Here is a 19,905-nt window from a genome sequence, read left to right on the forward strand (position 1 = left end):
CCGAAGGTAGGGTGCTCACTCCTCGGTTACCGAGGCTCTCCGGTCAGAGCGCGTTCAGAGCGCCTGCACGGCGTCCGCGGACCTGACCCGTACGGTCACGGGCTTGCTCGACGTCTCGCCGTGCTGGTTCGCGGCGACGACGACGATCACGTGGTCGCCCTTGGCCAGGCCCTGGACGACGAACCTCGCCCGCTGCTCGTGCGGTGTGGCGTCCACGAGCTCACGGGTGTCGACGAGCGTGCCGTCGACGAGCACAGACATGGTCTGCGCGTTGTCGCCCCCCTGCTTGATGGTGGCCTCCAGCTTGACCGTGCCGCCCTGGACGTCGTCGACCCGCACCCGCACCTCGCCGGGCGCGGCCGTGGCCGGTCCGGGGACCCGCTCGCCCGGCGTCTGGGCCGTGGTGAGAGCGAGCCGCGGCGCGGGCGGGGTCTCCATGCCGTCGCCCAGGAAGTAGGACGTGTGCGGCGGCTGGTTGTAGCCCGTGTTCTGCCAGGCCACGGCGAGGCGGTACGCCGGGTCCGACATCAGGGTGCGCAGGCGGTGCTCCGTGACGTCCACGGTGGTGGAGATCCGCAGCGCCGTCGAGTCGCCCGTCCGGGTGACGAGCTCCTCGCGCCAGTCGCCGAACAGGTCGGCCTGGAGCGCGGGCGTGCCCTTGGTGCTGTTGTTCGACAGCGTGCCCTCGGCCCGGTAGACCTCGGTCGCCGTGCCGGACGGGCCGTCCCACTTCTCGATCGTGGGCACGCCCGTGCCCGTGGCCGAGTCGTAGTCGTGGTCGCCGATCTCCCGGAGGAGGTCGCCGTCCCACCACGTCAGGAAGTTGGCGGCGGGGATCTCCTCCCCGATCAGCTCGCCGCTCGCGGCGTGCATCTGGCCCACCGGCGAGTTCCAGGCGGCGTCGCCGCCCACGGCCCAGCCCTCGGCACCCGGGTAGCGGGCGTCGAGGTCACCGGCCGCGGCGCGGCCGGTGTCCACGGTGGCCGGGATGGACCAGAGGACCTCACCCGTCTCGGCGTCGCGGAACGTGGCACCCCGGTTGCCCGACGAGCCCATGTCCTCGTGCGCCGCGAACACCTCGAGGCCAGGTCGCGCCGGGTCGAGGTCGGAGACGTGGAGCGCGTCGCCGTGGCCGAGGCCGGTGTTGTAGGCGACCGTGCCGTCGTCGTCGAGCGTCAGGGAGCCGAAGACGATCTCGTCCTTCTGGTCGCCGTCCACGTCGTTCACGGCGAAGCCGTGGTTGCCCTGGCCCCGGTGCTCGGCGCCGGCCACGTCGGAGTCGAAGACCCACCGCGAGGTGAGGTCCGTCCCGTCGAAGTCGTACGCGGCCACCACGGTTCGGGTGTAGTAGCCGCGGCTGAAGATGACGCTCGGGTGCTCGCCGTCGAGGTAGGCCACCCCGGCGAGGAAGCGGTCCACGCGGTTTCCGTACGCGTCGCCCCACGCGCCCACGTCGCCCCGGGCCGGGAGGTAGTCGACGGTGTCGAGCGCCGCGCCCGTGCCGCCGTCGAACACCGTGAGGTACTCGGGGCCGGTGAGGACGTAGCCGGACGAGTTGCGGTAGTCGGCCCGGGCGTCGCCGATCGCGGTGCCCGCGCCGTCGACGCTGCCGTCGGCGGTCTTCATCGTGACCTCCGCGTCGCCGTCGCCGTCCAGGTCGTAGACCTGGAACTGGGTGTAGTGCGCGCCGGCCCGGATGTTGCGGCCGAGGTCGATCCGCCAGAGGCGGGTCCCGTCGAGCTCGTAGGCGTCGACGAGGACGTTGCCCGTGTACCCGCCCTGGGAGTTGTCCCGCGAGCTGGTCGGGTCCCACTTGAGGACGATCTCGTACTGGCCGTCGCCGTCGAGGTCGCCCACCGACGCGTCGTTGGCGCGGTACGAGTACGGCTGGCCGTCCTTGCCGTAGGCGTCGGCCGGCTTGTCCAGCGGGACGTCGAGCGTCTGGTCGTCCCAGGGCTCGAAGTCGACGGTGGCCCACCGCTCGATGCCGTTCAGCACGGTGCTCACGCGGTACGACGACGTGTCGCTGCCGCCCGGGTCCACCAGGTTGGTGCTGCCCGTGAGCGGCTCGTCGGTGATGCGGGTGCCGTCGCGGTAGACGTGGAACCCGATCTCCTCGGGGTCGAGGCCGAGCAGGCGCCAGGCCACGTACACGCCGTCGGCCACGGGGACCGCGACCGGCGACCGGTCGAGGCGCTCCGCCTGGCGGACGAGCTTCGTGGGCGCCGGGGACTCCACCACCGCGGAGCGTGCGGACACGCCGCCCGCGTTGACGGCGGCGACCTGGTAGAAGAACGGCACGGTCGTCAGCACGTCCGTGTCGTCGAAGCGCGGCTCGGCGGCGCGGCCCACGTACTCGAACGGCCCCTCCGCCGACTCCGCCCGGTACACCTGGTAGAACAGCGCGCCGTCGACGGCACCCCAGGTGAGCGGCACGAGGTTCTTGCCGACCTGGCCGACGACGAGGTTCGCCGGCGCGGCCGTGACCGGCACCGACGGGTCCACGGTGGTGACGACCAGGACGTCGGTCGGCACGGACTCGAGGCCCGACGGGTCGAGCGCCACCACGTGGTACCGGTACTCCTGGCCCACGTCGGCGGTGGTGTCGGTGAACGCGGGCGTGGCGACGTCGGCCACCGCGACCGGCGCCGACTGGCCCTCGGCCTGGCGGTAGACGCGGTAGCCCGCGGCGTCGTCGGTCCCCGTCCAGGTGAGGTCGACGGCGACCGCCGCTCCCTCGATCGTGAGGTCCGCCAGGACGAGGTCCGACGGCGCGAGCAGCAGCGGGGTGACCTCGATGCCGTTCAGGCGCGAGGACGAGCCGGTCATCACGAGGCTGAGCTGCCCGTCGGTGACCTGCACCGGCTGGCTGACCTTCTCGCTCACCGCGCCGCGGCCGGCGTTCGAGGCGCCGAAGTCCTTGCCCTCGATCTGCACGTTGGAGCGCGACGTGCCGATCCAGTCGCCGTTGTACGTCTTGACGGCGTAGGTGCCGTCCGGGACGTCGACCGCGAAGGTGTGGCTCGGGCTCGGCAGGAGGAAGTCGCGCTCCAGGTCCGTGGGCGGCGGGGTGTAGCCGACGCCGCGGTCGCGGCCGCCCATCCCGCCCGTGAGCCAGCCCCAGCCGGTCTCCGGCGTGTAGAGGGACCGCTCGCTCGCCTCGATATAACCGGGCATGACGGGCGCGCCCGCGGGCTGCACGTCGAACTTGTAGATCGCCGCGCGGGTGGTCACCCGCACGGTGGCCGACGGCGCGGAGTCGCCCCGGCCGTTCACCGCGACGACCCGCAGGTCGTACGAGCCGCCCTCGTCCAGCCCTGTCACCGCGGCCTGGGCCAGGGTGGACGTGGTGGTGAGCTGCCAGGTGTCGTCCCCGGCGCCGGCGGCCTTGCGGAACACCTTGTAGATGTCGGCGCCCTCGACCGGGGTCCAGGTGAGCTGGACGCTCGAGCTGGAGATGCTGCCCGCGACGACGCCGGCCGGCGCGGCCGGGACCTCTGCGGGCGGCTCGACCGCCACGACCTTCTGCGCGAGCGGGACCGGCAGCCGCGCGACGTCCTGCGCGACGAGCCGCGCCAGCTGGATGGCGCCGTACTCCTGGAAGTGGGTGTCGTCCACGGTGCCGCTCGGCCGGTTCGCGTACACGCCCGCCGGGACGTGCAGGAACACGGACTTCGCGGCCTCCGGGCCGATCTCGTCCAGGTAGGCGCGGCTGGAGGCCGAGAGGTCGACGAGCGGCGTCCCGATCTCGGCGGCGAGCTCGCTCGCCTGCTGCACGTACTCCGGGAACGAGACGTTGAACTGGCCCGTCTCCGCGTTGAAGCTGCGCCGCGACACGGGCGTCACGAGCACGGGCGTGGCGCCGCGCTGGACGGCCCCGTCCACGTAGGTGCGCAGGTAGTTGCGGTAGTCGGCGGGCGCCGCGTAGCGGTCGTCCACGCCGTAGGAGTTGTCGTTGTGGCCGAACTGGACGAACAGGTAGTCGCCCGGCCGGATCTGGCGCAGCACCTCGTCGAGGCGCCCCTGGCTGATGAAGTTCTTCGACGAGCGGCCGCCGATGGCCTTGTTCTCGACCGTGACGTCGTCGGCGAGGAAGCGCTCGATCATCTGGCCCCAGCCCGCCTGCGGCACGTAGTCGGCCGTGTAGGTCTGGACGGTGGAGTCACCGGTGACCCACACGGTGGGCTGGGCGCCCGGCGTCCGCGCCGACTTCTGAGCGACCGTCAGGGCCGCCAGGTTCGCGGCCGTCCCGCCGAGGTCGAGGTTGAGCTGCCCGTCCACGAGGGCCACGTCGAACGACATCTCGAGGAACTGGCCGGCGGGCCGGGCGGTCTGCGCCACCTTGACCATCTGCTCGGCGGTGATGGCGATGTCGGTGGCACCCTGGGCGTCGCCCGCGACGATGCTCACCGTGTAGTCACCGTCCGGCAGGTCGACGACCAGCTCGGTGTCGCCCACCGTGACGAAGTCGGACCGGAGGGCGTCGTCGCCGCCCCGGTCGGTGGCGGTCACCTGCGCGGGGTCGACGAACCCGTACCGGGTCGTGGCCGAGTACGCCGTGGTGGCGTCGATGCCCGTGGTGCCGCCCGCGACCGTGCCGGAGCCGAGGTCGAAGGCGAGCACGCCGTCGTCGGGCAGCGTCGGTGCGGCCACACCCTCGAGCGTGGCGACCGCGACGGCCGACGGCGCGCCCGCGCCGTCCGCGCCGAGCGCCTGCACCCGGTAGTAGCGCACCGCGGCGGTGCCGACGGCGTCCGTGGCGAACACGTCACGCTGTCCCGTGCGGGCCACCTCGGTGAACGGGCCGGTCACGGAGTCGCCGCGGCTCAGGACGTAGCCCGTGGCGCCGGCGACCTCGTTCCACCGCATCGTCGCGGAGCCCGGCGCCACGTGGGCGGTCCGTAGCGACTGCGGGGCAGGGAGCGAGCCCTGCGACGGGACGGTCGGGTCGGGGCTCGGGGTCGGGGTCGGGGTGGGGCTGGGCTCCGGGTCCGGGGCGGCCGGCGTGACGACGATGCCGTTGACGTAGCCGCCCGCGCCCTCGCCCGTGACGCCGATCGTGAGCTGACCGTCGTCGACGGTGGTGCGGAAGGTGGCCTCCGTGGCCGCCTGGCGGGACGAGATGGTGCCCGCGGTGACGCCCTCGAGCGCGATCGTGGTCTTGGTGGTGCTCGTGCCGGCGAGCTTGTCGCCGGACCAGACGCGCACGTCGTACGTACCGGCCGGGACGTCGACAGCGAAGCCCCACGACGCGCTCAGGACGAAGTCGTCCGTGAGGGGGTCGGTGCTGCCGCGGTTCCGGGAGGCGAGCGTGGCACCCTCGGGCACCACGATGCCGTAGCCGGCCTCGGCCGAGTAGCGGTTGCTGTCGAGCACGGCCGTGAAGCCGTCGGCGACGGCCCCGGGACCGAGGTCGAAGCTCCAGGACAGGTTCGCGGTCTCCGTGGGCAGCGCTGTCGCCACGGCGACCGCTCCCGCGGGGAGCGCCAGGGCGGTCGCGGCGAGGAGGGCGGCGCCGCTGCGGGCCGCTCGCCGGACCGGGGAGGTTTCAGGGGACAAGGGGCTGTCAGCCCCGGGAGGGTTGTGCACGGGTCACCTCGTGGTCTCGTCCTTGAGCGGTGTAGTGCGGGCCCCGCCCGTCGTCGGGCGTATTGAAAGGATTCATTCTGGGACCAGGGACCATGATGCACCGCAGGGCAAGCGCTGTCCAGCGACCGGGGTCGCCCGCGAGACACGCGGCGGCCCGCCGTGTAACAATACTCAGGCATACGCCAGAAGTCTGTCACTGCCCACCGAGGAGACCGTGATGTCCGTCATCCCGCCCAGCCACACCGACCTCCTGGAGCGACCGTTGTTCGCCCACCTCGCCACGCGCCGCGCGGACGGGTCGCCTCAGGTGAACCCGATGTGGGTCGTCTGGGACGGGACCCACCTCCGGATGACGGGGACGACCGTGCGCTACAAGCACCGCAACATCGAGGCCGAGCCGCGCGTCGCGCTCTCGATCAACGACCCCGACCAGCCGTACCGCTACCTGGAGGTGCGGGGCACGGTCGTCGACGTGCTGGACGACAGCAGCGGCGAGTTCTTCCTCAGCCTCGCCGCCCGCTACGGGATGAAGACGGACGGCCCTCCCGGGGACGTGGCGCACCGGGTGGTCTACGTCGTGCGTCCCGACCACACCACGTCGCAGTAGCGGCACGTCGCAGCCGCGGCAGAATGTGACGATGCAACCACCGGGACACGAGCGGCTCCTGGCCGACCTGAGCTCCAGGCTCGGTCACGCCGTCAAGCGGGTCGAGCAGGTCCTCATGGCCGAGAAGTCCCACGCCCTGCGCGCGTTCGGGCTCACGGTCCCCCAGTACGCCACCCTCCTGGCCCTGCACCACGTGCCCGGCCAGTCGGCCGCCCAGCTGGCGCGCACCGCGCTGGTGACCCCGCAGACCATGGCCACGATCCTCGGCAACCTCGAGGAGAAGCGCCTGGTCAGCCGCGACGTCTCCGCCCTGCACGCGAAGGTCCTCGTGACGGACCTGACCGACGAGGGCCGCACCCTCTTCACGGAGGCCGACGCGACCGTGCGCCGGATCGAGGACAACCTCCGGGCCGCGTACAGCGACGAGGAGTTCGACCAGCTCCGCGCCCTGCTGCAGCGCGCGGAGGACACGATCCGGCAGGGCGCCGCGGGGTGAGGTGGCGCGCCGCACCCGCGGGGGCGGCCGGAGCACGTTGCGGGACCTGACACCATGGACGCCATGGCGAAGGACACCCGAGACGTGCAGGCGCAGCGCGCGCCGGGCGACCCCGCACCCCGGCCCATCGTGCGGCCGCTGACCCGGCCCAACGTGCGACGGAGCCACGTGCCCCCGCTGGGGGTGCATCCCACGCCGAGCGGCGGCGTCGACGTGGCGGTGCTCGCGAGCCACGCCACGGCGGTGGACCTGTGCCTCGTCGACGTGGTCGCCCCCGAGCTGCCGCCGCACGACCCGGCCCGCTACCGCGAGCGCCGCGTCCCCCTGGACGGCCCCACGTACGGGGTGTGGCACGCGCACGTGCCCGACGTCGCGCCGGGGCAGCGCTACGGTTTCCGCGTCTTCGGGCCGTGGGACCCGCGCGCCGGCCTGCGCCACAACCCGCAGAAGCTGCTGGTGGACCCGTACGCCCGGGGCCTGGTGGGCGAGCTGCGGTACGGGCCCGAGACGATCGGCGCCGTGGCCGCGGAGCACCCCGACGTGCCGGGCTGGTGGCTCGGCGACCGGTACGGCGACGCGGACGGGCGCGACTCGCTCGCCTCCGTGCCGCACGCTGTGGTGCTCGCGCCGATGCCGCCCCCGCCCTCCGGGTCCCGGCCGCGCGTAGCGTGGGCCGACACCGTGATCTACGAGGCGCACGTGCGCGGCCTGACGATGCGGCACCCGGACGTGCCGGAGGACCTCCGCGGCACGTACGCGGGCGTGGCGCACCCCGCGGTGATCAAGCACCTCAAGGAGCTCGGCGTCACCACGCTGGAGCTGCTGCCCATCCACGCGAGCGCGTCGGAGCCTCGGCTCGTGGCGCAGGGCCGGCACAACTACTGGGGCTACAGCACGCTGGGCTTCTTCGCGCCCCACGCCCCGTACGCGACGCGGGCGGCGCAGGCCGCGGGCGCCGAGGCCGTCCTCGACGAGGTGCGCGGCATGGTGCACCTGCTGCACGAGGCGGGCATCGAGGTGCTCCTGGACGTGGTCTACAACCACACGTTCGAGGGTGGGGACGACAGCCTCCACGTGTCGTTCCGCGGCCTGGGCAACCCGGTCTACTACCTGCACGACGGCGCCTCCCCCGCCGCCCTGGCCGACGTCACCGGCACCGGGAACTCCCTGGACTTCCGCCGTCCGCGCGTGATCCAGCTCGCACTGGACTCGCTCCGGTACTGGGCCCAGACGGTGGGCGTGGACGGCTTCCGGTTCGACCTGGCGGTGACGCTCGGCCGGGGCACGGTCGGCTTCGACGCGGACCACCCGTTCCTGGTGGCGCTCCAGACGGACCCCGTGCTGTCGGGACTCAAGCTCGTGGCCGAGCCCTGGGACGTGGGCCCCGGCGGCTGGCAGACCGGGGCGTTCCCGCCGCCCATGGCCGAGTGGAACGACCGGTTCCGCGACGCGGTGCGTGGCTTCTGGCTGGACGGGCCCCGTGAGGGGTCCCACGGGCGGGAGATGCGTGGGCTGCGCGAGCTGGCGACGCGCCTCGCAGGGTCGGCGGACCTGTTCGGCCCGGGTGACCCGCCGCTCGTGCGCGGCCCGGTGGCGTCGGTGAACTACGTGACGGCCCACGACGGGTTCACGCTCGCCGACCTGGTGGCCTACGAGCACAAGCAGAACCACGCCAACGGCGAGGACAACCGCGACGGCTCGGGCCACAACCTGTCGTGGAACCACGGCCTGGAGGGCCACCCCCCGGCGGGGGACGACGACGCCGCGGTGCACTGGGAAGCCCTCGCACCCCTGCGCCGCCGGTCGCAGCGCAACCTGCTGGCGATCCTCCTGCTGTCGGCGGGGACGCCCATGATCACGGCGGGCGACGAGCTCGGCCGCACCCAGCAGGGCAACAACAACGCCTACGTGCAGGACAACGAGATCTCCTGGGTGGACTGGGACCTGGACCGGACGCGCAAGGATCTGCTGCAGACCGCGCAGTTCCTGTGCCGGCTCCGGCGCGACCACCCCGCCCTCCGCGCCGACTCGTTCTTCCTCGGTACGCCCCGCCCCGGCGAGCCCGACCCCGACCTGCTCTGGTTCTCGGAGTCCGGCGAGCCGATGGACCCGGGCGCCTGGAACCAGCCCGGCCGGCGCCTGCTGCAGATGGTGCGCCCGGGACCCGGTAGCCAGGACTGCGACGTCCTGCTGGTCCTCAACGGCGGCCTCTCCGACGCCCAGATGGTGCTGCCCGCGCCCCGAGAGGGCTCAGGACGCTGGGAGCTCGCCTGGGACTCCGCCGACGAGCGGCCGGGCGAGAACGGGGAGAACGGCGAGAACGGGGAGCGCGCCGTCGGCCCGCACGGCCCGGGTGGGGCGTGCGCCGTCACGACGGAGGCGCTGAGCGTCCAGGTGCTGCTCTCCGCGCCACTGCCGAGATAGTCACCTCGTCGGACGAAGTCACTACCTCGGCGGCCGAAACCCTGCCGAGGTAGTCACCTCGTCCGACGAAGGCACTACCTCGGCGGGCACCTCAGAGCGCGGCCGCCAGCGCCCTTCCCGTCACCCGGCCCGTGAAGAGGCAGCCGCCGAGGAAGGTGCCCTCCAGCGCGCGGTGCCCGTGGGCGCCGCCCCCGCCGAACCCGGCGGCCTCCCCCACGGCCCACAGGCCCTCGAGCACCTCGCCCGACGGCTGCAGCACCCGCCCGGCGGGGTCGCACCACAGGCCGCCGAGCGTCTTGCGCGTGAGCACGGAGAGCCGGACGGCGAGCAGCGGCCCGTCCTTCGGGTCGGTCAGGGCACGCGGCGGGGCGACACGGATCCGCCGGTCGACGAGGAAGTTCCGGGCTGCCGCCGTGGCCACCACCTGCGGGTCCTTGCCCAGCCCCGACAGCACCTGGGCGTCCCGCTGCGCGACGAGCGCGGCGAGCGCCGTGGGGTCCACGTGGCCGTGCGAGCCCGGGGTCTCGTCGGTGAGCCGGTTCATCGCGGCGGCGAGCTCGGCGGGGCTCTGCGCCCACAGGAACTCGGGCGACCGCTCCGCGAAGAGCGCGATCGGCACGGCCTTGCCCCGGACGCGCTCGATGAGCTTCGGGATGCTCTTTCCCGTCAGGTCCGGGTTCTGCTCGGAGCCCGACAGCGCGAACTCCTTCTCCATGATGGCGCGGTTCAGCACGAACCAGGAGTGGTCGTCGCCCCGCCCGGTCACGTGCTGGAGGGCGCCGAGCGCGTCGAAGCCCGGGTAGAGCGGGCCGGGCAGCCGGTTCCCGTCCGCGTCGAGCCACAGGGACGACGGCCCCGGCAGGATGCGGATGCCGTGGGCGGTCCAGACCGGCGAGTGGTTGGCGATGCCCTCGGGGTAGTGCCACATGCGGTCCTCGTGGACGAGCGCGGCGCCCGACCCGGCGGCGACGGTGAGGAGCTTCCCGTCCGTGGAGTCGGGCACGCCCTGCAGCATGCGCTCCGGCAGCGCGCCGTACTCGGGGTTCCAGCGGGCGCGGGCCGACGCCGCGTTGGCCCCGATCCCGCCCGACGCCACCACCACCGCCTGTGCGTAGAGCTCCACCTCGGCGGTGACCTCACGGTTCGACGGCACGCCGCGCTCGGCCGCGTCGTCGGCCAGGATCTCTGCCCGCACCCCGGTGACGCGACCGTCGTCGGTCAGGATCTCCGTGACCCGGTGCCGGAACCGGAGCTCGAGCAGGCCGGAGGCCACCGCCTCCCGCGCCGTGCGGACGAAAGGCTCCAGGATCCCGGGCCCGGTGCCCCAGGTGATGTGGAAGCGCGGCACGGAGTTGCCGTGCCCGCCGGCGGGATAGCCGCCGCGCTCCGCCCACTGGACCAGCGGGAACCACCGCACGCCCTTGGCGTGGAGCCACGACCGCAGGTCGCCGCCCGCGAACTCCACGAAGGCCTTCGCCCAGGCGTAGCCGTGCCGGTCGGGGCCGTCGCCACGGTCGGCGCCCGGGGCGAACTGCGCGGAACCGAGCCAGTCGGCGAAGGCGAGCTCGACGTCGTCGTGCACACCGACCCGGCGCTGCTCCGGGGAGTCCACGAGGAAGAGCCCGCCGAAGGACCACCACGCCTGCCCACCCAGCGACGCCGCCGGCTCCTGGTCGAGGAGGATGACGCGGCGTCCCGCCGCGGTGAGCTCGGTGGCGGTCACGAGGCCCGACAGGCCGGCGCCGACGACGATCACGTCGGCCTCGTGCTTATTGACGGCAACGTCAGTCATGGCCGCAGCGTACTGGCCCGCCGCCCGGCGCGGCAGGGCCAGAGGGCGCGGCAGGGCCATAGGGCGCGGCAGGCCCGGACGGCGCGCCCCGCACTCCGGTAGCGCCCACGGATACCCGGGGACCGCCCGGCGCCTACGGTCACCGCGAGCCCGCCGCGCCCGCGGCGGGCCCGACGGACACGAGGTGTCGTAGTGAGAACGAGAAGAGTGGCGGCCGTGCTCGGCCTCCTGCTGGTCGCCGGCTGCACGGGCGGCGCGTCGGGCGCCGCCGGGCCGGACTCCCCGCAGAGTGACCCGCCCGCGGAGCACGTGGCCGCACCGGACCCGGCGATCCTCGCCGTGGGAGCGCTGTTCGACGACGAGGGCGCGCTCCCGCTCGACGCGGCCCAGCGGCTCTTCGCGACGGTGGTGGAGCCGCTGCCCGGCGTCGAGCCGCTGGCCGACGCCGGGCTCACATCCGGGACCACCGCCGACGAGCACGCCCACCACGGCCTCGCCGGCATGGCGGTGCGCCGGATGGACGCGGCCCGCGACCAGCTCCCGCCCGACGTCGTGGCGGTCCTCGACGCGGTGGTCGAACCGGCCGAGGGCGAGACCGAGGTCGTGATCGCACCGGCCCGGGCCCGCACCGGGGCGGACGCCGCCGCCGGTACGGCCGACGTGCCGCCACCTGACGAGCTCGCCGAGATGATCGCGCGGGTGGTGGGCGAGCTGGAGGCGCTCTCGGGTCACGACCTGCGGGTGCCGATCGAGGCCCGCACGGTCCCGGGCCTGAGCAGCCATGGCCTGACGACGGGCCGCTACACCCCCGCCGGAGGGGCCAGCGCCTGCAGGGTCGCCCTGAAGGCCGAGATCTTCGCCGGCAGCTCGGAGTCGGCCTGGAGCACCATCGCCCACGAGGTGTGGCACTGCTTCCAGCTCGACGCGGACCCGGTGGCGTTCGGGAACGGGCCGCAGTGGGTGGTGGAGGGCCAGGCCGAGTGGGCCGGCGAGGAGCACATCGGCGGGTCCCCGTCGAGCCGCCCGGAGTGGGACACCTGGCTGCTCACCCCGGAGTCGTCGCTCACCCGGCGCAGCTACGACGCCATCGGGCTGTACGGGACGGCCGACGCCTCCGGCGCGGACGTCTGGCGCACGATGCTGCCGATGCTCGGCCTCAGCACGGAGCCGGCCGTCGCGACGTTGTTCGGCAACCCCGTGGACATCGCCGCGGCCCAGCAGGCGATGGCCCACGTCCGGATCCCCGCGCTCGGCGCCGAGTGGGAGTCCCACGGGCCCGGCATCACGGACGCGCGCACGGAGTTCCCCGTGGTGGCCGAGATCGGCGCCCCCGGCGAGATCCGCATGTCGCTCGCTCGGTTCGGCACGCTCCCGGTTCGCCTGCACATCGGCTCCGGCGACGTTCTCCTGCTGCGGGCCGACGGCGGTGCAGCGGCCTCTGCCTCGTTGCCCGGCACGGGGACGATCGAGCTGGCGCCGGGCGTCGTGACACCGTTCTGCCTGGCCGACGGCGGCTGCGCGTGCCCGGACGGCTCAGTGCCGGGAGGCACGGAGATCCTGACGGCGTCAGCGGGCGACGGCGCGGTCGCCGTCGGCGCGGTGACGGCGGGCGAGGCTGCCGTGTCAGCCGAGATCCTCACCGTCGACGAGGCCTGCGCGCGGGCCCCCTCGCTCGTCGGCACCTGGGAGACCTCCGTCGCCGCGGTCATGGGCTCGCTCTCGAGCGCCTACGGCGAGCAGTTCGCGAGCTGCACGGGCCCCTGGCTCGTCACCTTCGGCGCGGACGCCACCTGGCACGCCGGGTTCAGCGCCGAGTGCTACCGCGACGGGATCACGATGACCTCGACGGCCAGCATGAACGGGTCGTGGACCAGCAACGCCACGTCGTTCACCGTGACCGACCTCGTCGGCGAGGGCTCCCTGACGGTCGCCGGGGTCACCATGCCGCTCCCGGTCGTGGACGGGTTCCGCGACTCCTTCGGCGGGTCCGTCGCCCACACGATCGTCGGTGACGTCCTGACCTACACCGTCGACACCCCGGAGGGGAAGCAGGTCCTGATCACCCTCACCCGGGTCGGCTGAGGGACCCTCCCGGGAGGGCGCACGAGCGCCGTCCCGGGAGGGCCACCGGTCAGGAGCCGAGGATCTCGAGGACCGTCTCGGCCAGCCGGACCGCACCGCCGACGTCGGCCGCCTCGTTGTCGCCCTTGCCGGTGCGGACGGCGACGAGGCCGCCGATATCCCCGTGCGAGAAGCTGACGGTGTGGCCGTCCGAGCTGACCCGGCCGATGCCGATGCTCGCGTCGTAGACGTGCCCGTCGGGGATGTCCTCGCCGATGTACTCACGGTGCGGCAGCTCGACCGACGGCTCGATGTACTCGGAGTGGAGGTTCTCGATCGGGAGGAGGGAGAGCCACACCTCGTTGTGCGTGCCGTGGTCGTTCACGATCTGCGCGACCCAGGTGCACTCCTTGAAGCCCTCGCCGTAGTCCTCGCCCTCGCCGGGCGGCGGGGCCGCCAGGAGGCCGACCAGGTCCGAGTCGGTGAGCAGCTCGCAGACGTCCGCGGGGACGGCAGCCACGGGGACCTCGCCCGCGCAGTCGGTCTCCGCGTGCTCGCGCACGGCGATGGCCGAGGCCTTTGCGGCGTCCGAGGAGTCGATGACGTCCTGCGGCATGGCGTCCATCGCCGCCTCGAGGGCCTCTTCGTCGGCGGTGTCGACGCCTCCGAAGTGGTCCTCGACGGCGACGGCGAACGCGGTCACGACCGCCCAGTCCTCGGCCAGGGGCGCGGGCGGCGAGACGGTGCCGGCGTCCCCGGCGAGCGAGACGACGTTGGCGATCGCCACTGCCCAGTCGCCGCTCTCCTCGATGGACGCCACGCGCTCCGCGACCTCGGCGTACGCGGTGCAGAAGTCGGCGGGGACCGCGGCGTCGGCGGGCTCCGTCGTGGCGCCCGCCTCGGCCGAGGCGTCGGCGGACGCGCTGGGGGACGCGGCCGGGGACGTGGGGGCGCCGCACGCCGCGAGCGGCAGCACGAGGACGAGGGCGACGGGCAGCGCCGCTGTGCGCATGGTTCTCCTGAGCATGCTCAGGACGCTAGGGGCGCCGTGCCCGGCGGGGCATCAGTGAGCGGTACGGGGGTGTGTCACGCCCAGCGCGGACGCGAGGTCGCCCCGTCCCGAGACGGCGAGCTTCCGGAACGCGTTGCCCAGGTGGTACTCGACCGTCCGGCGGGAGAGGACGAGGCGCGCGGCCACCTCCGCGTTGCTCGCGCCGCGGGCCACCTCGAGCGCGATGTCGGCCTCCCGCGGGGTGAGACCGGCGAGCGCCGCGGCCGGGGCGGTCGCCCGGCGCTCCCCGCAGGCGGCGAGCTCGGCCTCGGCGGCGCCGGTCCAGCAGTCGGCGCCGAGCACGGCGAACACCGCCAGGGCGCGGTGGAGGGGCTCGCGGGCGGCGGCCCTGCGCCGTGCCCGACGCCGGACCCTCCCCCAGGCGAGGAGCGTCCGGGCCTGCTCGAACGGCTGCGGCGACGACTCGTGGGCAGCGCAGGCGGCGGTGAAGTCGGCGTCGTCGCCCGAGAGGAGGCCCCGGCAGCGCAGGGCGATCGCGATCGCCGTGGTGCGCCCGAGGTCGCGTGCGTGCGCCTCGAACGCGTCGAGCGCGGCACGGAGCTCCTCGTGCGTGCCGAGGCGCCAGGCCGCCTCGAAAGCGTCACCGAACCGGGGCAGGAAGGCCGGCTCGCCGAGGCCCATCTCGTCCTCGGTCACCGCGGCCGCCGCGAGCTGGGCGGCGGCTCCCTGGGCGTCGCCGGTGCCCAGGAGCAGCAGCCCCCGGGCGCAGGCGGCGGCGTGCCGGTGCATGGGCAGGCCCTGGAGCGCCGCCACCGCCGGTTCCGCGAGGATCTCCTCGACCCGCGCGGTGTCCCCGCGGGCGGCGAGCAGGCGCGCGTGCCGCAACCGGAAGTACGGGAGCGCGGCGTCGAGCGTGCCCGCCTCGCCGAGCTGTGCCGCCCGCTCGAAGCCGGCGGCGGCCTCCGCCCAGCGTCCCTGGATCTCCAGGACGACGGCCTCCTGCGCCACCGCGATCGCCAGGGCGCTCGGCCGGCCGCGACCCTCGAGCGCGCGCCGCTGCCGCGCCATGACGGTCGCCGCGCGGTCCGGGTCGCCCATCCAGGCCAGGTGGACCACGAACGGCGAGACGGGCAGCGCGGGGTCGAGCAACGCGTCGTCGTCGAGCAGCTCTGCCCAGCTGGACCGCAGGGTGTGGCCGGAGCCGGGGCGGCCACGGAACACGTCCACGCTGTCCACGGCCAGCCGGTGCACGAGCGCGAGGCCCGGCTCGCCGCGGACGGAGCGCGCCCGGTCCGCCATGTCGCCCGCGGGGCGGAGGTAGCCGCCGAGGGCGAGCGTGATGGCGTAGGCGACGAGGAGGGCGGCGGCCTCCCCGGACCGCCCGGGCAGCAGCCGGGCGACGAGGTCCTCGACCGCCGCTGCCTGCGCGACCGGGGAGCCGGCGTCGGCCCCGGCCAGCAGGCGGAGGGTGAGCCAGCGAGCGGCTGCCCCCGGGTCCGTGGCGTCGGCCACGAGCCGGTCGAGGAGAGCCAGGAGCGGGGCGCCGCGCCCGGCATCGAACCAGGCGAGCGCGGCGGCCTCCCGGCGGCGCGCGGCGGTGCCGGCGTCGGGGCTCAGCCGTGCGGCGCTCTGCCAGGCCCGGCCCGCCTGGTCGTGGGCGCCGCGCCGCGCGGCGGCGAGGGCCGCCTTCTCCAGCACGTCCGCCGTCCGGGCGTCCGGTCCCGTCGCGAGCGCCTCCAGGTGGCGCGCCGCCCGTGCGGGCTCGGCTCCCAGCACGTCGGCGAGCGCGGCGTGCGCCCGACGGCGGTGCGCGTACGTCGCGGCCGCCGTCACCGCCTGGCGGACCGTGGGGTGCTGCACCCGGATGCCCGCGGAGCCCGCCTCGACCAGGCCGGACCGCTCGGCGGGGGCCAGCGCGGACGCGTCGAGCCCGAGCCGGTCGAGGGCGTCGAGCGTCTCGGCCGGGGAGAGCTCGTCCAGCGCCACGACGAGGAGCGCCAGCGTCGTCGCCTCCGGCAGCCGGTGGAGCCGGCGACCGTAGTACCCGGAGAGCGTGGGACCCACGGCCAGGATGTCGGGCAGCTCGGCCCGCCCCGCGCGCTCGGCGGCCGACAGGCCCTGCGGCACCTGGACGAGGGCGAGCGGCAGCCCGGCGGCATGCTCCAGGACCCGGTCGGCCACCGCGGGGTGGAGCGCGGGGCAGGTGGTGGCGAGCACCCGGCGGGCGTCGACGTCGTCGAGCGGGGCGAGGTCGATCCGGGTGCCCGCGAACGAGCGGTCGTCGAGGAGGGTCCCCGCTGTGCCGCCGGGCACGTCGTCGAGGTCGTGCGGCTCGTCGCGCCCCGCCAGGACGACCAGCACCGCGTCGGCCTCGAGGCGCCGCGCGGTGAACGTGAGCGCGAGCACCGAGGCGACGTCGAGCCACTGCACGTCGTCCACGAGGAGCACCACAGGCTCACGCTCCGCGACCGACGCCACCAGGGCGAGCACGGCCGAGGCGACGGCGAGGCGGTCGGGTGGCGACGCGGGTGCGGCCTCCCCGGCCGCTGCGCCGGCTGCCGTCTGCGCCGGCGCGGCGGGCAGCCGGGCCAGCGCCATCTCGAGCGGAGCGCTCCGCTGCGGCCCGAGGCGCGCGATCTCGGCACCGAGAGGTGCGAGCGCCGCGGAGAGGCCCGCGTAGGGCAGGTCACGCTCGGCCGGGTGGCCCGAGCAGCGCAGCACGCGCGCCCGGCCGGCGGCCCGCGCCGCGAGCTCGTCGAGCACCCAGGACTTGCCGCTCCCGACGCGCCCGTGCACGGACACCACCTGGGCCGCGCCGGTCGCCGCGTCCTCCAGCCGCGCGACCAGCTCGACGAGCGCCGTGCCTGGAGCGATTCGCATGGTCGAAGTCTGCCCCGGGTCGACGGTGCCGCACTGCTCACGACCAGGTGAAGTCCACGGATGCGCCGAGCGGCGCCGTGGGCATCCGCTGGCGTCCGGTGAGCGTCCGTCAGCGGACGAGCGCCGCGCCGTCCTGGACGCCGACCACGACGGCCCCCGCAGCACAGCGCGCGACGAGCGCCGCGGCGGCGTCTGCCAGCGGGATGCGTTCCGCCGCGGACGCGGATCCCTCCCCTGCGGGCGTGCCGCCCGCGGACGCGCCGCCCGACGCCTGCGCCCCCGGGGCCGGAACACGCGCGACCGGCACCGCCGCCTGCCGGGTCTCCCGCACTGCCGCCGCCCGGTCGAAGAACTCGTGGGTCGGGGCGTTGGCGTCGAGCGCGTCGGCGAGCGCCTCCAGGTCGCGCACGGCGAGCCGCAGCACGGGGGTGACCCAGGCGGCGTTCTCCGTGACCATGGCCTGGGTGCGCCGCGGGTCGCTGAACGCGACGCGGGTCCCGTCCCGGAACGAGCCCGCGGACAGCCCGAGCGCGAGGTCCCGCACGTCGGAACCCGCCACGGCGTTGAGGAGCTGGGTCGCGAGGACGTGCGGCACGTGGGAGATCAGGGCGGTGGCCTCGTCGTGGAGGTCGTCGGTGAGGACCGCGACGGTGCCCGCCAGCGGCCCGGTGAGCAGCCGCAGCACCTGCTCCAGGCGGCGGAGGTCGGTGGCGTCGTCGACCGTGACGGCCCAGCGCGCGCCCACCAGCAGCCGGTCGTCGGACGCGGTGAACCCGCTCCGCTCCGTGCCCGCCATGGGATGGGCGCCCACGAAGCGTCCGCCCAGGCCTGCGTCGGTGACGGCCTCCCGCACCGGGCCCTTGACGCTGCCCACGTCCATGACCGTGGGGTCCCACCCCGCTGAGGCCTCGATCTGGGCCTCGACCGCCCGCGCGACGTCCCCGGCGACCGACCGCATGGCGCGCAGCGGGGCGGCCAGCACCAGGATCGCGGGACGGCGCGCCACAAGAGCGGCGACGTCGTCGGCCACGTCGAGACCCGCGTGGCGGGCGGCGGACCGGGCCACGCCCGACACGTCGGTGGCGACCACGGCCACGCCCCGGCCGGACAGCGCGCGGGCGAGCGAGCCCCCGATCAGACCCAGCCCGACCACGCCGACCGTGACGGTGACGGGCTCGCCCGCCGTCACCACAGCAGCCCCTGGGCCAGCGTCTCCGCCGGCTCGGCCGCGGACACGGAGCCCACAGGCACGTGGTCGGTGTCGAGCCGCTCGTCCAGCTCCTCCCCGGCGGGGAGGACGCCCAGGGTCTTGAGGGAGTCGCCGGCGGCGAGCAGGTCCTCGAGCACCGCGCGGGCACCGGAGCCCCAGGGCGCGTCGTCGCACGTCACCACGAACACGTACTTGCTCTGCTGCGCCTTGAGCGGGCGCGTGATCAGGCTCGACATGTTCACGCCGCGGTCGCCGAAGGCGGCGGTGATGCGGGCCAGCACGCCCGGTCCGGTCACGACGGGCGTGATCGCCAGCATGGTGCGCCACGCCTGGACGCCCGCGCGCCGGGACCGCTCGAGGTGCTGGGCCGCGTCGGCGCGCGGGGCGAGGACGAGGAACCGGGTGCGCCCGCCGCGGAAGTCCTCGACGGCCTTCGAGTACAGGTCGAGCCCGTACAGCTCGCCGCAGAGCCGGGGACCCAGCGCCACGGTGTGCGGGCCCGCGTCCCGGCAGGCCGCCGCGTTGGACGTGGCCGCGACGGGCGCCAGGCCCTGAGCGGCGACGAAGCCGGAGCACTGCGCGAGCCCGTGCGGGTGCGCGGACACCTCGCGCAGCTCCCCGTGCCCCGGGCGCACGAACGCGTCGAACGACACGTCGATCACCACCTCGTCGACGGCGACCACGTCGGGGCTCCCGACGAGCGCGTCGAGCGACGGCACCACGTAGCCCTCGACCGAGCTCTCGATCGCCACCACGCCGACGGCCGCCTCGCCCGCGGCGACGGCGTCGTGCACCTCGTGGACCGTGGCGAGCGGCACGGTCCGCACGCCGCCCGACGGCGCCACCGCCGACGGGCTCGCCGCCCACTCCAGAGCCGCCTGGTGCGTGAACGTGCCCTCCGGCCCGAGGTAGGCGACGGCGCCCGCGCTCATGAGCGCGCTCGTCCGTCCCCGCCGGCGGGTGCCCACTGCGGGTCCAGGGACAGCGGCCCGGGCACGAAGTCGGCCCCCGGCAGCACGGCCAGGGTCCGGTGGGCCACGCCGTGCTGGTCCAGCTCCGCGACGAGCGCGTCGAGCACGGCCGAGCTGGGGCACGAGAACGACGTGAAGAACACGTGCGGCCCGAGGACCGACTGGTGGCTGCGCAGGTGCTGCAGGTCGATCCCGGTCCCGGCGATCACGGCAAGGGTGGGCTGCAGCGAGCCGCGGTGGTCGTCATAGGGGCCGAACGCCAGCCACACCTGTGCGGGCTCGTCGAAGACCGGCCAGGCGTGCCGCGACTCGAGGAGGCCGTACCAGACGGGCGGGCGGCCCTGCAGGGCCGCGCTGTCGGGCAGCTCGGCGTACCCGGCGGGCACGCGCGAGCGCTCGATCACCAGGGAGCCGTCGGGGCCCGCGAGGGCGACACGCTCATCGACGGTGGTGCGGCTCGGCACCAGCCGGGGGCTCACCCCGAGCCCGCGCAGCACCGAGCGGCAGTCGCGCATGCCTGCCTCGTCCACGATCACCTGGCCGCCCACCGGGCCGCCGCTGGCGGGCCCCACCCAGACCCACTCGCCGGGCACGGCCACCGCCGACGTGACGATGAGCGACGACGCGCTCTGCAGCAGCGCCTCCTCCAGCTCGGGCCACGGCTGCTCCGGGTGCCCGAGGTGCATCACGGCGCCCAGGTCGTCGATGGACGCGACGGTGGCCAGCGTGCCCGTCGTCGTGCCCAGGTCGAGCAGCTCCAGCGTGTCCTCGACAGCCCAGCCGCCGATGCGCGCGGCGAGAGCCGCGTGCGCCGGGGACTCACGCTCGGTGCGTCCCAGCATGACTACCTCTTCCGTCATAGG

General features: G+C 74.9%; 11 protein-coding genes. 4 read left to right on the top strand and 7 right to left on the bottom strand.

Translation table 11 applies throughout. From position 1 onward, the window contains the following. Positions 1–54 precede the first annotated feature (54 nt). A complete protein-coding gene (locus D1350_RS14435; protein WP_240644109.1) occupies positions 55–5,589 on the bottom strand; it encodes a rhamnogalacturonan lyase family protein in 5,535 nt (1,844 codons plus the stop codon). Positions 5,590–5,806: 217 nt separating this feature from the next. Between D1350_RS14435 and D1350_RS14440 the strand changes: the two genes are divergently transcribed. The 3 genes from D1350_RS14440 to glgX all read left to right on the top strand — a co-directional run bounded on the left by D1350_RS14440 (position 5,807) and on the right by glgX (position 9,116). Then, on the top strand, positions 5,807–6,196 hold the full coding sequence (locus tag D1350_RS14440) for a PPOX class F420-dependent oxidoreductase (protein ID WP_125776740.1): 390 nt from the start codon (positions 5,807–5,809) through the stop codon (positions 6,194–6,196). A gap of 31 nt (positions 6,197–6,227) precedes the next feature. Further along, positions 6,228–6,692: a MarR family winged helix-turn-helix transcriptional regulator gene (locus D1350_RS14445; protein WP_125776741.1), complete on the top strand. Its 465-nt coding sequence runs from the start codon at positions 6,228–6,230 to the stop codon at positions 6,690–6,692. 63 nt (positions 6,693–6,755) lie between these two features. After that, a complete protein-coding gene (gene glgX / locus D1350_RS14450) occupies positions 6,756–9,116 on the top strand; it encodes a glycogen debranching protein GlgX (protein WP_125776742.1) in 2,361 nt (786 codons plus the stop codon). Between the two features lie 91 nt (positions 9,117–9,207). Here glgX and D1350_RS14455 read toward each other — a convergent pair whose 3' ends face one another. Next, positions 9,208–10,908, bottom strand: coding sequence for an FAD-binding dehydrogenase (locus tag D1350_RS14455; protein ID WP_125776743.1), 1,701 nt, complete (start codon positions 10,906–10,908; stop codon positions 9,208–9,210). 192 nt (positions 10,909–11,100) lie between these two features. On the opposite strand from D1350_RS14455, the gene D1350_RS14460 reads away from it, so the two are divergent. Further along, the gene (locus D1350_RS14460; RefSeq protein WP_125776744.1) at positions 11,101–12,990 is read left to right on the top strand and encodes a hypothetical protein; all 1,890 of its coding nucleotides are present in this window, start codon (positions 11,101–11,103) and stop codon (positions 12,988–12,990) included. Positions 12,991–13,039: 49 nt separating this feature from the next. Here the strand turns inward: D1350_RS14460 and D1350_RS14465 are convergent, their stop codons facing one another. The 5 genes from D1350_RS14465 to D1350_RS14485 form a co-directional block, all read right to left on the bottom strand. Next, positions 13,040–13,996 carry a hypothetical protein gene (locus tag D1350_RS14465; RefSeq protein ID WP_125776745.1) on the bottom strand — a complete coding sequence of 319 codons (957 nt, stop codon included), beginning with the start codon at positions 13,994–13,996 and terminating at the stop codon, positions 13,040–13,042. Between the two features lie 36 nt (positions 13,997–14,032). Beyond that, a complete protein-coding gene (locus D1350_RS14470; RefSeq protein ID WP_125776746.1) occupies positions 14,033–16,861 on the bottom strand; it encodes an AAA family ATPase in 2,829 nt (942 codons plus the stop codon). Between the two features lie 109 nt (positions 16,862–16,970). Further along, a complete protein-coding gene (locus D1350_RS14475; protein ID WP_125776747.1) occupies positions 16,971–18,050 on the bottom strand; it encodes a prephenate dehydrogenase in 1,080 nt (359 codons plus the stop codon). Then, complete coding sequence (locus tag D1350_RS14480; RefSeq protein ID WP_125776748.1) at positions 18,047–19,003, bottom strand: prephenate dehydratase; 957 nt, start codon at positions 19,001–19,003, stop codon at positions 18,047–18,049. The genes D1350_RS14475 and D1350_RS14480 overlap by 4 nt, the downstream gene beginning before the upstream one ends. Further along, positions 19,000–19,884 carry a hypothetical protein gene (locus D1350_RS14485; protein ID WP_125776749.1) on the bottom strand — a complete coding sequence of 295 codons (885 nt, stop codon included), beginning with the start codon at positions 19,882–19,884 and terminating at the stop codon, positions 19,000–19,002. The genes D1350_RS14480 and D1350_RS14485 overlap by 4 nt, the downstream gene beginning before the upstream one ends. Between the last annotated feature and the right edge of the window lie 21 nt (positions 19,885–19,905).

The sequence above is a fragment of the Antribacter gilvus genome (assembly GCF_003946865.1).
Lineage (GTDB): Bacteria > Actinomycetota > Actinomycetes > Actinomycetales > Cellulomonadaceae > Antribacter > Antribacter gilvus.

What these genes read in the sequence shown, in the direction of transcription:
- D1350_RS14440 (WP_125776740.1), top strand. Translation starts at nt 5,807, where the DNA reads ATGTCCGTCATCCCGCCCAGCCACACCGACCTCCTGGAGCGACCGTTG.
- D1350_RS14445 (WP_125776741.1), top strand. Translation starts at nt 6,228, where the DNA reads ATGCAACCACCGGGACACGAGCGGCTCCTGGCCGACCTGAGCTCCAGG.
- glgX (WP_125776742.1), top strand. Translation starts at nt 6,756, where the DNA reads ATGGCGAAGGACACCCGAGACGTGCAGGCGCAGCGCGCGCCGGGCGAC.
- D1350_RS14455 (WP_125776743.1), bottom strand. Translation starts at nt 10,908, where the DNA reads ATGACTGACGTTGCCGTCAATAAGCACGAGGCCGACGTGATCGTCGTC.
- D1350_RS14465 (WP_125776745.1), bottom strand. Translation starts at nt 13,996, where the DNA reads ATGCTCAGGAGAACCATGCGCACAGCGGCGCTGCCCGTCGCCCTCGTC.
- D1350_RS14470 (WP_125776746.1), bottom strand. Translation starts at nt 16,861, where the DNA reads ATGCGAATCGCTCCAGGCACGGCGCTCGTCGAGCTGGTCGCGCGGCTG.
- D1350_RS14480 (WP_125776748.1), bottom strand. Translation starts at nt 19,003, where the DNA reads ATGAGCGCGGGCGCCGTCGCCTACCTCGGGCCGGAGGGCACGTTCACG.
- D1350_RS14485 (WP_125776749.1), bottom strand. Translation starts at nt 19,884, where the DNA reads ATGCTGGGACGCACCGAGCGTGAGTCCCCGGCGCACGCGGCTCTCGCC.